This window comes from Methanolobus sp. ZRKC3, assembly GCF_045291275.1.
Lineage (GTDB): Archaea > Halobacteriota > Methanosarcinia > Methanosarcinales > Methanosarcinaceae > Methanolobus.
Window position 1 is genome coordinate 882399 of sequence record NZ_CP146982.1, and the last position, 13871, is coordinate 896269.

Below are 13871 nucleotides of genomic sequence, written 5' to 3' on the forward strand. Positions count from 1 at the left end.
GTAAGTTCGTATAAGCATATTAATGTGACGAATAGCACCACTGTCCTTTATTTTTGAATATGACAGGATATTGTTAATACTTCAATCTGTAATATTCGTTCCTTGACTCGACCATGGCTAATAAATTCCTCAAAGGGGTCTCTGGTGCAAGGCCACATCCAGGTGCAAGTATGTCAACTTTTGCATCAAGACATCCAAATGCTTCTTTCCTGACATCATTTTCATCTTTGTTGTAAAGGGTTCTTGATGTTGAGATATTCCCGATAACAGCCGTGTTATTCTTATGGGCTAGCTCAACCACATATTCCAGATCCTTTACACTTTCCTCAATGCTTATCGCATTAAAGCCACACTCAAGCATATCGGGGATTATGCTGTCTGTTTCTCCGCATATGTGAAGGATGCTATAACCGTCAACATTACTCGTAAATCTCATTAGCCCGGGTTTTATAAATTGTCTGAATGCATCCGGTCCCATCATGTCTGGCGAGGAAAGAGCATCTGCCATCACCACCGCATCTGCACCTGAACGAAGGTAGGCATTGGCACAAATTATGCACGCATCAATGCATTTGTCGATGATCTCCTTTATGAGTTCAGGTTTCTGGACAGTCCACATCAGAAACGAACTTATCCCACACAGGTAAGATGCAAGATCAGCAGGGCCTTCAAGTCCTGCTACAAGCGGGACATTTATTCCCATTTCGTTCCTGAGAAGTCTTGATGCCTCCAGCACAACAGGTATCCTCCCCCTTTCCAAAAGGTTCCCGGGTATCTGAAGCTCTTCAGGTTTGTTCTCAAAGGGATGGCTGATTATTGATGGCGTCCTAGCCTTTGTACCGGGATCTATCTTACAACCCAGTGCCTCACCAAGTACTGTCACATCAAATGGATAACGTATGACCTCAAACTTTGCAACTGTATGTAGTGAACTTGCAAGTTTTGCCATTTTTACCGGATCTCTGTCAGCTTCAGGTCGGTTTGTCCCAGAGATATCCATAAGATCGAGTATTCCTGCTGTTGTTGCGGTACCAACAAGTGGGATATCGATATTTTTTCTTTCAAGTATATCTTGAAATTTCGTTCTAAGATCAGATTTGTTGATTTTATCTCACCCTTTCTATTAATTATTGGAAAATAGACATCATAGTTTAAAAACTGTTTTAGAGACTTATTTGTCAAAATAAGCCTGATTTGAACTTACTTTTCCGACACATATAGAATGACTTATATACCATAAGATGAAATTTAGGGTTGATTTTAACTAGATTACTCTTTTTATTGAGGTTTTACAATTCAAAGTCAAAAAAAAATCGAAGTCCGCAACCTAACTAAAATTTTCTCAAAGAAGCCCCAGAAAGCACTTTCTCTTCTCAAAAATGGCGCATCAAAACATGAAGTTTTAGAAAAGACGGGACAAAACGTCGGACTCTATAACATTAATTTTGATATATATGAAGGCGAGATTTTTGTCATAATGGGTCTTTCAGGCTCAGGTAAATCAACTCTTTTACGATGCATTAACCGTCTCATTAATCCAACAGACGGACACATTCTCATAGATGGTGACGATATCGCCACTGCAAGTTCTGAGGAACTCAGGGAGATTCGCAGGCAAAAACTTGGAATGGTATTCCAGAATTTTGCACTAATACCTCACCGCAGTGTACTGGACAATGTAGCCTACGGGCTTGAGATCCAGGGAGTGTCCAAAGAGGAAAGGTATGAGAATGCCATGGAAGCCATCGAGACTGTTGGCCTTAAAGGATATGAGAGCAGCAAAACCTCCCAGCTTAGCGGAGGAATGCAACAGAGAGTAGGACTTGCAAGAGCCCTTGCAACTGATCCTGACATCCTGTTGATGGATGAAGCATTCAGTGCTCTGGACCCACTTATACGCAGTGAGATGCAGGACGAACTCCTTGCTCTTGAAGACAAGATGCAAAAGACCATCGTCTTCATATCCCATGACCTTGACGAATCCCTCAAGCTGGGAGATAGGATCATGATAATGAACGATGGATATATCGCTCAGATCGGCACCGCTGAAGAGATCCTTACGAATCCTGCTGATGACTACGTATCCAAGTTCGTTGCAGGTGTGGACAGATCAAAGATATTCACCGCAGAAGCCGTGATGAAGAGAGCCGAGCCCGTGGTTTCCATCAATTCAGGCCTTAAGGTAGCATTACAGCTTATGAGAGAACATGGAATATCGTCCATATTCGTCGTTGCCAGGGACAAAACACTCAAGGGTATCATAACCGTGGATGCTGCTGTTGAAGGATTGAAACAGAACAAAACACTCCAGGAAGTAATGGTGGAAGATATCCCTGTCGCACATCCGGACACACCATTGAATGAACTCATACCCATAATAGAGAACACATCACCCCTTCCTGTAGCCAGCGAGGATAATAAACTCAGAGGTATCATAGTCAGAGGTAGTGTTCTTGGAGCACTTGCTATAGAGGAGGTATAAATATGGCTATTCCAAAAATACCGCTTGGAGAAGGTGTCGAAATCGCTGTTGACTGGATGGATTCGAATTTTGGCATCTTTCTTGATGCTTTCAGCGACATCACTGACTTCATGGTATCCGGAATTAATGATGCTTTCCTGATGTTGCCTCCACTTGTGTTTGCACTGTTACTGGCAGTAATAGCATATCTACTCGGTAGGCGAGACCTGAAACTTGCAGTGGGAACAGCAGTAGGATTGATTCTAATCGATAATCTGGGCATGTGGGAACTTTCAATGGAAACTCTGGCTCTGGTATTATCATCTGCATTCATAGCACTCCTAGTAGCAATTCCCCTAGGGATATTTTCAGCCAAGAACGAAACGTTAGCCCATCTCATCAAACCGGTTCTTGACCTGATGCAGACAATGCCATCATTTGTCTATCTGATACCTGCAGTCATATTCTTCGGGCTTGGAAATGTACCCGGTCTTGTCGCAACCGTTGTATTCTCAATGCCACCAGCTATCCGCCTTACAAATCTTGGGATCCAGCAGGTTCCAAAGGAGCTTGTTGAGGTTGCAGATGCATTCGGGTCTACACCAATACAGAAACTATTGAAGGTTGAGATCCCGGTTGCCATGCCAAACATAATGGCAGGGGTCAACCAGTGTATAATGCTTTCCCTTTCAATGGTAGTCATTGCTGCCATGATCGGTGCCAGAGGCTTGGGCTACCAGGTGCTTGTAGGCATACAGAGAGTGGATATAGGCCAGGGTTTTGAGGCAGGACTTGGTATAGTGATCATAGCGATCATACTGGATAGATTCACACAGCATCTTACACCAAAGTAAGATGTAATTTCTTTTTATTGCGACTTTGATCGCATTATTCACTTTATAATTGAAAACATTTAGAAAAATACAGTTTGTGATATATTGAATGGAAAAATAAAATCATTATTAATTGTATTGCTAGTTTTAGCAACCCTTTTTGGAGCAGGATGCGTCCAGGAAGGAGATGTAACGGAGACACAGGATGTCAAGATCGGCTATGTACTCTGGGATGGAGAAATTGCCAGTACTAATGTCATGAAGATCGTACTTGAGCAGGCAGGATATGATGTTGAGATAACTGCAGTTGATGCAGGTGCTTTGTATCTTGGCATTGCTGATGGTCAGTTTGATTTTACAACCTCAGCCTGGCTTCCACAGACACAGAAGAACTACTGGGAGGAGTATGGCGAGGACATTGACAGCGTAGCCATAAACCTTGAAGACTGCCGCATCGGCCTTGTTGTTCCGGAGTATGTAACTATTGATTCTATCGAAGAACTAAATGCTGAAAAGGAACAGTTCGATGGTGAGATCATTGGTATTGACCCGGGAGCAGGTATAATGTCTGTTACAGAAACTGCAATAGACGAATATGCTCTGGAATATGACCTCATCTCCAGCAGCAGTGCAGGTATGACCGCAGCCCTTAACGGCGCTATCTCTGATGAGGAATGGGTAGCTGTCACACTCTGGTCACCACACTGGGCATTCAGCCGATGGGACCTGAAATACCTTGAAGACCCTGAAGGTATCTATGGAGAGGCAGACCATGTTGAAACACTCGCAAGAATGGGACTGGCAGAAGATGAACCTGAACTCTATGCTATAATTGGCAGGTTCAGCTGGACACATGCTGATATCCAGTCTGTAATGGCTGACATCGAAAGTGGCCTGTCAGAAGAAGAAGCAGCTAGAAAGTGGGTTGAGAATAACCCTGAAAAGGTTGCTGAATGGTTGGGTGAATAATCTCATCCATCTCTTTTTTAATTTTTTATAAACCCATTATTTAGCATCTAAGTGATTTGATTGGAAATAACAGAGCAGGCATTTTTGTCTGTCAACTATCCAAAGCATCGCTAAATAAAATATCAGGAGGAATTACTTGAAAATGAAATACATGAAAATATTAGCATGTTTCATGGTCACACTAGCCATCTTAGTCGCTGGTTGTGCATCGGAAGTTGAAGAATCTGTTTCATCAGAGCCTGTAAAGATAGGAGTGATCCAGTGGGATGATTCACGTGCAGGTGCAAATGTTTTCACACAGATTCTCGATGAAGGTGGATATGAATATGAAATCATAAGTGCAGACCTTGGTGGTCTCTATCAGGCTACAGCACAGGGTGATCTTGATGTTCTCGTACATGCATGGCTTCCTGCAACCCAGGCACCTTACTGGGAAAAGTATGGAGATGACCTTGTTAAAGCACAGGTCGTAGCATCTGGTGCTAAATGTGGACTTGTAGTTCCTGAGTATGTTCCTATCAACACCATCGAAGAACTTAACGATAATGCCGATAAGTTTGACAACAAGATCAGTGGTATTGAACCTGGTGCAGGAATAATGCAGAACACCGAAAGTTGCATTGTAGAATATGACCTCGGAAATTTCGAGCTTTATTCCAGCAGTACTGTGGGGATGACTGCAGAACTTCAGGATAAGATCGACAACGAAGAATGGGTAGTAGTAACTCTATGGAGACCACACTGGAGTTTTGCCCGTATTGAAGGTCTGAAGTTCCTTGAAGACACCCAGGGAATCTATGGAGAAAGTGATGACCTCATTATCCTCACAAGAACTGGTTTTGAAGAGGATAATCCGGAATTTTATCAACTTATTCAAAACTTCGAGTTGGAACTATCTGACATTGAATCTATAATGATCGCCATTGATTCAGGAAAGACCGCAGAAGAAGCTGCAGCTGAATGGCTTGCAGAGAATCCACAAAAGATCGATGAGGTTCTTGGAACCCAGTGAGGATACTTTCCTCACTACATTCTTTTTTAGACCTATCACATATCTTTTATTAATTCTCTTCACCATATTTCCAGCAATTATTGAGAAAATATTGATATAGATCCAAACTCTCAATTTCGCTTACTTAAGGCCGACTGCCAATTTTTTGCCAGCCTCAAAAGCTTTTTTAAGAATATCTCTGTCTTTTAAGACCTCGCCTTTACTGAAGCAGCCGGTAGCAAGGAACTTGTCAAATATTCCATAACCAAGTGCCTCAAGCGGCATTCCAAGGGCTTCAAGCGTAAATCCCATTTCTTCAGCTTTTACCTGCTCACAAACTGTAAAGACAAGTGCTTTCCGACCTTGATCCGCAAGTTTGCTTGAATAGGGACCTGGACGTTCCTCAGTAAACTCATAGAAAGGATAAAGGCGATCAATAAAGGCTTTCATCTCAGCCGTTACATTGTAGTTATAGGTGGGAGAACCAAGTATAAGACCTTTAGATTCTTCTATTTCCGGATAAAGAAGTTCCATCCCATCATGGAACTGTGTACATTTTCCAGCTTTCCTGCAGGCTTCACAACCAATACAGGATTCAATAGAGTAATTCCTCAAGAAGATCATTTTAGTTTCAGCACCTACTGACTCTGATCCTTTTAAGAAGCTATCAAGCAGGATGTCAGTGTTCCCGTTTTTTCGAGGGCTTCCGCTAACTCCAAGAATTTTTATTTTATCCATGTTATAACTCGCTTTATCAAATCCATCGTCATATCATAAACACTATGTCATGTTTCTTATCTATTAGTATTGAAACAGACCGAATTCACTCCGACAATCAATATTAAAAAGAAAACAACAATGAAATCATGAATATTTGGTAAAAGGATCTTCTTAAAAGCCTGGATGATAACCTCGATGATAAAACAAAAATCAAGATCATGGAGGCATGTGGTGAAAATTGTCCATTCACTCACCTCACGAATGAACGATTGTTAGCGATCAAGGATAGTTCCAATGATGAAGCTGATTTTTTGGATAAACGGTCTCAATAATGGCGAGTTAATATAGAGGGCGATGATGAGTGCCGATTTAAAATTATATTATAGAATTTTTAGTTTATCAGCATCAATTTAAATAATACAATTATCGGCGAACGGTTGAATGTTTAAGGAAAATGTTGATAGACATCACCACTCACAAAATTACTCACCTGAGATTTATTACTATCTTTGTGCTTTCATTTGTGAAATCAGAGTAAGGGTATGATATATCTGTGAAAGATTTCATAGCCGATATCAAGTTATAGTTATGAATACCAAAAATAGTGTCATAGTGTTTTGTTTGTGCTCTAACTCAATGTCGACTTATTAGTCCCACCTGGTTGCTGTACCATAAATACATCAATAAAGAGGTTCAAGTTTTATTATGCCAAGTCGCTACACCATACGTCATCCTCTCACAAGGATACATCCCCGTTCATCCAAGCATCTAAGTTATCACCTCTATTCACTGGTAAAAGGAAGACTCTGGCTTAAAATACTCCTGGGGATGTTCTTTGGTATCCTTGTAGGACTGCTACTTGGCCCCTCTGCAGGTTTTGTCAGCAGAGACGTTTCATATACCATAGGCGAATGGCTGGCATTCCCGGGTTATATTTTTCTTGCCCTTCTACAGATGATAGTCATACCTCTTGTATTCGCATCCATCATCAGAGGAATTGCTGCCGGTGAGGATATGGAACAACTCAAAAGAGTAGGCTTGAGGACCGTGGCATATTTCATGGTTACAACGGCACTGGCAATACTTATAGGACTCTCGCTGGCACTGACAATAAATCCTGGTAATTTCATAAGCAGTGATGTGGTTCAGCAGACAATGGGCTCAGATATTCCTGCGGTTTCCCAGGAAGCTATCGGTACCCCGGGTATAGCTGATGTCCCCGGTATGCTCACGACCCTGCTTCCAACAAATCCTGTGGGAGCCTTTGCCACCGGTCAGATGCTTCAAGTGGTCCTCTTCTCGGTCATTATTGGTGTCGCCTTGATCTCAATTTCCCCGAGCCAGTCAAAACCCCTGCTTGAACTCATGGGTTCTCTGCAGGAAGTAAGCATGACAATTGTCCGGTGGAGCATGTTGCTTGCGCCCCTTGCAGTGTTTGGACTTATAAGCAAGTTCACACTGAACCTTGGAATAGAAGCGCTTCTGGGAATGCTTGTATATGTAGGCACAGTATTTCTGGGTCTGTTGTTGCTTTTCCTTTTCTACATGATCATCGTGTACGTTGTAGCACGCAAGGGACCTGTTCTATTCTTCCGATTGATCAGGGATGTACTCCTGCTGGCATTTTCCACATCAAGCTCTGCAGCCGTCATGCCTCTGTCGATTAAGACTGCCGAGGAGAATCTGGAAGTCAGACCCTCCATATCTCAATTCGTCATACCACTTGGAGCTACCATAAACATGAACGGTACAGCTCTTTATCAAAGCATAGCAGCAGTATTCCTGGCACAGGTATTCGGTGTTGACCTTGGTTTTGGCGAGTTGTTGCTCATAATGGTAACCGTTGTCGGAGCATCCATAGGTACTCCTTCTACACCAGGTGTTGGTATTGTGATACTGGCACTGATCCTAAACAGTGTGGGTATCCCCACAGCGGGTATTGCACTTATAATAGGAGTTGACAGGATACTTGATATGAGCCGTACTGCAGTCAACGTTACCGGAGACCTTGTGACATGTATTGTTATGGACAAGTGGGTAGGCAGTAAGAAAACGCTTGATGAAGAACTTGCTGAGGTCAAGGAACGTGAGAGGAAGAGAAGAGTATTGGGCGAGGATGTTATTGTGACCCCACATTCATAATAACATACTATCCACAGAACCAGACTCTGCTCGAAGTTAGAATATTTACATGTGCAAGGGAATACCTACATAAACCTTAGACATGGCTTGCCCTCTTAAATAAAAAAGAATGGTTGCAAGGATTTACTATCCTTGTTCTATTTTCTATTTTTCAGCTTAGACCAGACCGTATCCTGAACTATAGCCGTGGTACTATCTTTGCTCATGATTCCCATGTTATCCTCCACAGTAAGCATTACAGAATACTCACCTGAAACTGTGTATGCATGAAATGGTTTGGCATCTGTACTCATGTACCCATCTCCGAAATTCCATTCATAAGAAACTATGTTTCCATCCGGGTCATAAGAACCGGAACTATCAAAGCGTATCTTTCTTCCCACCACAGTTTCATAAGGACCATTGATGTTGGCAACAGGCACAATATTTGTTGACATAACGGTAATATTTGCCAATCCACTATCAGAAAGATAACCATCCTTTGCCTCAAAGTCCAGTCTGTATTCCCCTGCCTGATCAATTGATGGAGTCCATGTAAATATCCCCGTAATAGGGTCGAGAGAAGCCCCATCAGGCAAAGAAGTGCATGTGAAGACAAGTTGGTCATTATCAGGATCAAATGCTTCTAGCGTGAACTTCAAGGTGTTCTCTGCTTCAATATAAAAAGTACCTGGAGATGACAATACAGGTCCTGAATCTATTAGCAACGTTGCATTACTGATACTATATACCAATGGCTGTGAAATTGAGTTACTCAAAACTACATCTGAAAGGTCTATTATCAGGTGCCCTGTAGAATTTCCTGCAGTCAGATTAAAAGTAGCTATAGTGCCTGGTTCAGATGTCTGGTATCGCCCAAGTGCTGCACAGTACAAAGTTGCAGGAGTTGTAGGATCACTATTAAGATATTTTCCAAAAAATGTGACTATTCCATGTTTTGTGAAAAAATCACCTTCATCTATGCTGTTAACACTATGATCGCCACCTGAAAGAGAAAGGTCGAACTGAGTGCCTGATATTGGCTCATCCGGAACAATATTTATTCTGATATTGAATACTTCCCCCGGCTCCAGTTGATAGGTGGAAGGTGTTACTATCATTTCATTTACACCAATTAATTCAGCATTTACTGTTCCGACCATTGAAAATGATAGACATATCAATAAAATAATAAAATTATGATTAAAGTAGTACGTTTTTCCAGATTTCATACAGACACCACCTACATGTTAGCTTGTATGAGCATATTAATTCAATGTACATGATTTAGAATTCTGTGTACGTAAAAAACAACAAAATATAGAAATTCTTACTATCAACCGGTTTTATATGAACTATAATCCCAGGTATAGAAAAGAAGAAAAATAAATTAATTAAAAGAAGGAAAATGCTTATGCAAGCTTTTCCTTCAGATATTCCTTGAAATTCTCATAATCTGTGTCGAGGAAGTCCATTTTCTCTTCCTTTGACTCGATCTCTTTAAGGCTCTGTGGTGGTTCGGGGTCAATTCCAATTATAGAACTTACTTCTGCTGGGAACTTTGCAGGATGAGCTGTTTCAAGTGTTACTGCAAGCGTATCATCACCTGTGTTCTTCCTGTAATCCAGCAAGCCCTTAATACCCACAGCACCGTGTGGCTCGATGAGAATGTTCTTGTTCTCATAGAAATCCTTTACAGTTGCTTTTGTTTCCTCATCTGTTACAGAAATAGAAACGATATCATTCCTGAGCTTGTCCATGTCAGGCATTTTATGAATAGTACCATTCTCATCCATCACTCCACCATAGATAGCTATAAGTCTTGCAAGATTGCTTGGATGGCCCACATTCATTGCATTTGAGAGTGAGTTCCTGGAAGGTTCTATCTTCTCATATTTTCCGGTGTTCAGGAAGATAGGAACCTCATCGTTCTCATTGACAGATGTCAGGATCTTCTTAACAGGCAGACCCATGTTCTTTGCCAGTAAACAACCCATCATGTTCCCGAAATTTCCAGATGGTATTGAGAAGATTATTTCTTCAGGAAGGTTTCTCAGTTTAAGGTATGAATAGAAATAATATAGAGTCTGGGGAACCAGACGACCTATATTGATCGAATTTGCTGATGAAAGGTTGAGATGTTTGAGTTCTTCATCTGCAAATGCCTCTTTCACCATTGCCTGACAGTCATCGAATTTACCATCGATGGCTATTGCGGATATGTTCTTATTCAGAGTTGTCATCTGCTTACGCTGACGGTCGGATACCTCAGTTTCAGGGAAAAGCACGATGACCTTTATGTTGTCAAGACCGTAGAAAGCATGAGCAACAGCACTTCCTGTATCACCAGAGGTAGCGGTCAGGATTGTCAGTTTCTTGTTTTCCTTGCTTAGATAGTACTGCATGAGCCTTGCCATCATACGAGCCGCAAAATCCTTGAAAGAGGCAGTAGGACCGCGGTCAAGCCTCATGATATAGGTATTGCCATCTATTTCTTCCAATGGAACATCATAGTTGTAAGCATCATAAGTGATCTTTTTCAGTGACTCTTCGTCAATTTCCCCTACCAATATCCTTTTCAGGATCTGAAAAGCAATTTCAGGGTATGGTTCATCTTTCAATGCCATAAGCTCGTCTTCTGAAAAAACTGGCAGCTCCTTTGGCATGTAAAGACCTTTGTCAGGAGCGAGACCGGTTATAAGAGCAGCTTCAAATGATACTTCTTCTGCTTTGAGATTAGTGCTGTAGAGTTTCATGTTGATCAGGGATCTGTTTGAATAATGATTATCAATTCTTGCATCATTAAATAACAAGTTAGTATGAATATCTTGCTGTTGTAATTTGTTCTTTATGCTAGTTTCACTTAAATATATTTCATTAATTGTTCTGTCAATAGTTTCATTTTTCCTCCAAATGGTGAAGGGATCTTTTTTCATAGAGCCCCAATATTGAGGTCACAACTTTAAAAAATCATAATCTAAAGACTACAAGTTCGTTTGTAGTTTAAACAAGGAATATATAGAAATGATGAGTTTAACTAATAAATAGATTAAAAGAGGAAAAACATGAAATTAGATATTACCAAAATAGGATTTGTTTTAATCATTATCCTGCTGTCTGTTATCGCATTAACTCTTCCTGCCGACGATACTACACAGGACATGGCAACAGATACGAGCAGGACAGTATCAGGCAGCATCAGTATCGCTGACATTGTAGAAACGTTCGAAGATGTAACTGTTTATATTGAATTGCGTGATGTAAGTCTTATGGATGCACCTTCTGTTCTGATAGCAGAGACCACTATATCAGGCATCAGTGCTTCTGAAGCAGATTCATTATCCATACCATATTCCATCTCACATCCTGAGCTGGATGAGAGGATGACCTACAGCATCTTTGCCTTTGTGGATGTAGACGGGGACAAGGAAGTATCCCAGAAAGATTATATTTCAACCTGGCACAATGATGTTTCAGCAGATTCAGATAATAGTGATGTGAATGTTGAACTTGAATACATAAAACCCTATGATGACAATCCGGAAAAGCTTCCTCCGATCGAAATGGAAGTCACTATCAGTCAGATAGAATATCAGGAAGGCATCACACAACTTCTATGCATCGGTGGAGAGCTTTACGACGAGATCGAACTCAATGTTGGTGTGTGGACTCAGATTACAGATGAAGATGAAAACGAACTGATCATTGATGACCTGAAAGAAGGTATGAAAATCCATGCATATTTCGGGCCGGCTGTTACACGTAGTATACCGCCACAAAGCAGTGCAGAAAAAATAGTTGTGATAGCAGAGTAAACACTGCTACCTTTTTTTAATTTTTAAAATATGTGTTTTGTGCCTAGTATCTCTTAGGTGGTCTGTGGCTCTGGAAGCATTCCCTGCAGTATACAGGTCTTTCGCCAGATGGCTTGAAAGGAACTTCGGTTTCCTGTTTACAGTCTGCACAGATTGCTTTGTGCATCTCTCTTGGACCGGTTGGACCACGTGACTGGTAGCCGCCTGAGTTGCCACCGTAGCCGCCTGAATTTCCGCCTCTTCCGCCATTTCCACCGCGTGGACCACTGCCTCTATTATCTCTCATTTTTATTGCCTCTTTATTTTTATCCCGCAGGACGGGAGATAGCTCGTATGACCTTTCCGGTCTATCCTAATCAAGTCTCTAGTGCTTAGCTGGCACAAATATCACAAGTTTTAAGGTTACATAAAATTAGATCTTAAGCATTGCCTGATTGTGAAATGTGAACTATCTTAACATGAGATGGATTAATTATCCTGTGATCAACACGAATTACCCTTTAATCAATCAACTAAACTAAATGAATTACATGGAAATGGAAAATCCCATATACATGAATCATCAAGTAAGTTAACTGTGAGCTATTCAAGTAGTTGTAAGTATATAAACAATTTGCATCTTTGACATCATTCATTATACAGTATTTCCACAAAACCGCATTAATCTTAAAAGTCTTTATACTACTTTTTACAATTATAACAGGACTAAGATTTGAGGTATAATTATGAGTACAATCGAAAATTTAGAAGGAGCCTTTGCAGGTGAATCCCAGGCAAACAGGAAGTATCTGGCTTTTGCAGAAAAAGCTGATGCAGAGGGTTTTACCCAGGTCGCGAAATTGTTCAGAGCAGCTGCAGCAGCTGAAACAGTACACGCACACAACCACCTCAGAGTGCTCAAAGGAATTAAGAGCACAAAGGAGAACCTGGAAGAAGCAATAAGCGGTGAAACCTTTGAATTCGATGAGATGTACCCTGGTTTCATCAAAGTAGCTGAAGATGAAGGAAATGTAGAAGCAGCATGGAGTTTTGATGTTGCGAACAAGGTTGAGAAGATACACGCAGATCTCTACAAGAAGGCACTGGACAACATAGGCGACAACGAAGAGACCGACTATTATGTCTGCAAGGTCTGTGGTAACACCGTAGAAGGCGAGCCACATGATAACTGCCCAATATGTGGTGCAGCAGCTTCTGATTTCAATAAAATCGATTAATTAATCTATATATTGTTTCCCGTTTCATTCCATTTCCCAAATGGAAATATTGAAGGGAAACAACAATTTTCTTTTTTAATATCTACCTGTTATTGACAGTATTTGTCAATTTTACCCAATTGATAATTGTTTTTGATAGACTTTCTATAGAACCCAACAACCATTCTTTTTTAAAATCGGTAACTTTACCAATCGAGTGTATGTTCGCCCTGATATGGAATATACACAAAATCAATATTTTGGAATTATATCTTTTACTGAAAGCCAGAAAATTGGCTCAGTATCTTGTTGGTAAAAGAAAAAGTATTGATTTTATCAACCCTGCTTATGCTGTTGAAAGAAAGAATTCAAAGGATACCAGGCAAAAGATGCTCAGTTTTTTTATTCCGATTGGAAGATGGTGGGTTCTCTAAGTCAAATTTGCATTACATGAAGTGGAATTATGAGGGGATGAAGTTGTACTATGGATGCTCCTGTACAAAAAAAACGGGGGTGAGGGGGTGTGGGGGGAGAGGGGGGGAAGTTGTTACCATGGATGCTCCAGTGAAAAAAAGGGATGAGGAAGGGAAGGGAGAGGGGGAAGGCTTAGTGACATGATTTTAAGATTTTTTTATTGTTAAAACGAGGATTTCTACAGAACCTTTTTAAACTTATTTTTAATACAGAAATTTGGCTGATGCTCTTAACCAAGATAGCAGATTAAAAAAAGTATAGAAATAAAAAAGATAAGAAAAAAATAAGATG

The 13871-nt window shown here is 40.8% G+C and carries 13 protein-coding genes; 8 read left to right on the plus strand and 5 right to left on the minus strand.

The window, feature by feature from the left end:
- Positions 1-73: 73 nt before the first annotated feature.
- A complete protein-coding gene (gene mtaA, locus V7O66_RS04445; protein WP_406662578.1) occupies positions 74-1105 on the minus strand; it encodes a methylcobamide:CoM methyltransferase MtaA in 1032 nt (343 codons plus the stop codon).
- A gap of 231 nt (positions 1106-1336) precedes the next feature.
- On the opposite strand from mtaA, the gene V7O66_RS04450 reads away from it, so the two are divergent.
- The 4 genes from V7O66_RS04450 (at position 1337) to V7O66_RS04465 (ending at position 5275) form a co-directional block, all read left to right on the plus strand.
- Positions 1337-2482, plus strand: coding sequence for a glycine betaine/L-proline ABC transporter ATP-binding protein (locus V7O66_RS04450; protein WP_406662580.1), 1146 nt, complete (start codon positions 1337-1339; stop codon positions 2480-2482).
- A 2-nt stretch (positions 2483-2484) separates the two neighbouring features.
- Positions 2485-3315 carry an ABC transporter permease gene (locus V7O66_RS04455; protein WP_406661771.1) on the plus strand — a complete coding sequence of 277 codons (831 nt, stop codon included), beginning with the start codon at positions 2485-2487 and terminating at the stop codon, positions 3313-3315.
- A gap of 84 nt (positions 3316-3399) precedes the next feature.
- Positions 3400-4263, plus strand: a complete 864-nt coding sequence (locus V7O66_RS04460; protein ID WP_406661772.1) for a glycine betaine ABC transporter substrate-binding protein — start codon at positions 3400-3402, stop codon at positions 4261-4263.
- Positions 4264-4405: 142 nt separating this feature from the next.
- Positions 4406-5275, plus strand: coding sequence for a glycine betaine ABC transporter substrate-binding protein (locus V7O66_RS04465; RefSeq protein WP_406661773.1), 870 nt, complete (start codon positions 4406-4408; stop codon positions 5273-5275).
- Between the two features lie 120 nt (positions 5276-5395).
- Here the strand turns inward: V7O66_RS04465 and V7O66_RS04470 are convergent, their stop codons facing one another.
- The gene (locus tag V7O66_RS04470; protein ID WP_406661774.1) at positions 5396-5992 is read right to left on the minus strand and encodes a flavodoxin family protein; all 597 of its coding nucleotides are present in this window, start codon (positions 5990-5992) and stop codon (positions 5396-5398) included.
- A gap of 687 nt (positions 5993-6679) precedes the next feature.
- On the opposite strand from V7O66_RS04470, the gene V7O66_RS04475 reads away from it, so the two are divergent.
- Positions 6680-8116, plus strand: coding sequence for a dicarboxylate/amino acid:cation symporter (locus V7O66_RS04475; RefSeq protein WP_406661775.1), 1437 nt, complete (start codon positions 6680-6682; stop codon positions 8114-8116).
- Between the two features lie 137 nt (positions 8117-8253).
- Here the strand turns inward: V7O66_RS04475 and V7O66_RS04480 are convergent, their stop codons facing one another.
- A complete protein-coding gene (locus tag V7O66_RS04480) occupies positions 8254-9258 on the minus strand; it encodes a PKD domain-containing protein (RefSeq protein ID WP_406661776.1) in 1005 nt (334 codons plus the stop codon).
- 249 nt (positions 9259-9507) lie between these two features.
- Positions 9508-10851 (minus strand): threonine synthase, encoded by a 1344-nt coding sequence (thrC, locus tag V7O66_RS04485; RefSeq protein ID WP_406661777.1) that lies wholly within the window; start codon positions 10849-10851, stop codon positions 9508-9510.
- A 309-nt stretch (positions 10852-11160) separates the two neighbouring features.
- Here thrC and V7O66_RS04490 point away from each other — a divergent pair, with 309 nt between their 5' ends.
- Positions 11161-11910 carry a YbaY family lipoprotein gene (locus V7O66_RS04490; protein ID WP_406661778.1) on the plus strand — a complete coding sequence of 250 codons (750 nt, stop codon included), beginning with the start codon at positions 11161-11163 and terminating at the stop codon, positions 11908-11910.
- A 43-nt stretch (positions 11911-11953) separates the two neighbouring features.
- On the opposite strand, the gene V7O66_RS04495 is transcribed toward V7O66_RS04490, so the two are convergent.
- Entirely contained in the window at positions 11954-12196 is a 243-nt protein-coding gene (locus V7O66_RS04495) for a CxxC-x17-CxxC domain-containing protein (protein ID WP_406661779.1), read from the minus strand.
- A gap of 439 nt (positions 12197-12635) precedes the next feature.
- Between V7O66_RS04495 and V7O66_RS04500 the strand changes: the two genes are divergently transcribed.
- Positions 12636-13127, plus strand: coding sequence for a rubrerythrin family protein (locus V7O66_RS04500; protein ID WP_406661780.1), 492 nt, complete (start codon positions 12636-12638; stop codon positions 13125-13127).
- A 285-nt stretch (positions 13128-13412) separates the two neighbouring features.
- Positions 13413-13724: a hypothetical protein gene (locus V7O66_RS04505; RefSeq protein WP_406661781.1), complete on the plus strand. Its 312-nt coding sequence runs from the start codon at positions 13413-13415 to the stop codon at positions 13722-13724.
- Positions 13725-13871 lie beyond the last annotated feature (147 nt).

Bases quoted from the DNA above. Each gene is read 5' to 3' on its own strand.
- V7O66_RS04455 (WP_406661771.1), top strand. From the start codon at position 2,485: ATGGCTATTCCAAAAATACCGCTTGGAGAAGGTGTCGAAATCGCTGTT.
- V7O66_RS04465 (WP_406661773.1), top strand. From the start codon at position 4,406: ATGAAATACATGAAAATATTAGCATGTTTCATGGTCACACTAGCCATC.
- V7O66_RS04470 (WP_406661774.1), bottom strand. From the start codon at position 5,992: ATGGATAAAATAAAAATTCTTGGAGTTAGCGGAAGCCCTCGAAAAAAC.
- V7O66_RS04475 (WP_406661775.1), top strand. From the start codon at position 6,680: ATGCCAAGTCGCTACACCATACGTCATCCTCTCACAAGGATACATCCC.
- V7O66_RS04480 (WP_406661776.1), bottom strand. From the start codon at position 9,258: ATGGTCGGAACAGTAAATGCTGAATTAATTGGTGTAAATGAAATGATA.
- thrC (WP_406661777.1), bottom strand. From the start codon at position 10,851: ATGAAACTCTACAGCACTAATCTCAAAGCAGAAGAAGTATCATTTGAA.
- V7O66_RS04490 (WP_406661778.1), top strand. From the start codon at position 11,161: ATGAAATTAGATATTACCAAAATAGGATTTGTTTTAATCATTATCCTG.
- V7O66_RS04495 (WP_406661779.1), bottom strand. From the start codon at position 12,196: ATGAGAGATAATAGAGGCAGTGGTCCACGCGGTGGAAATGGCGGAAGA.
- V7O66_RS04500 (WP_406661780.1), top strand. From the start codon at position 12,636: ATGAGTACAATCGAAAATTTAGAAGGAGCCTTTGCAGGTGAATCCCAG.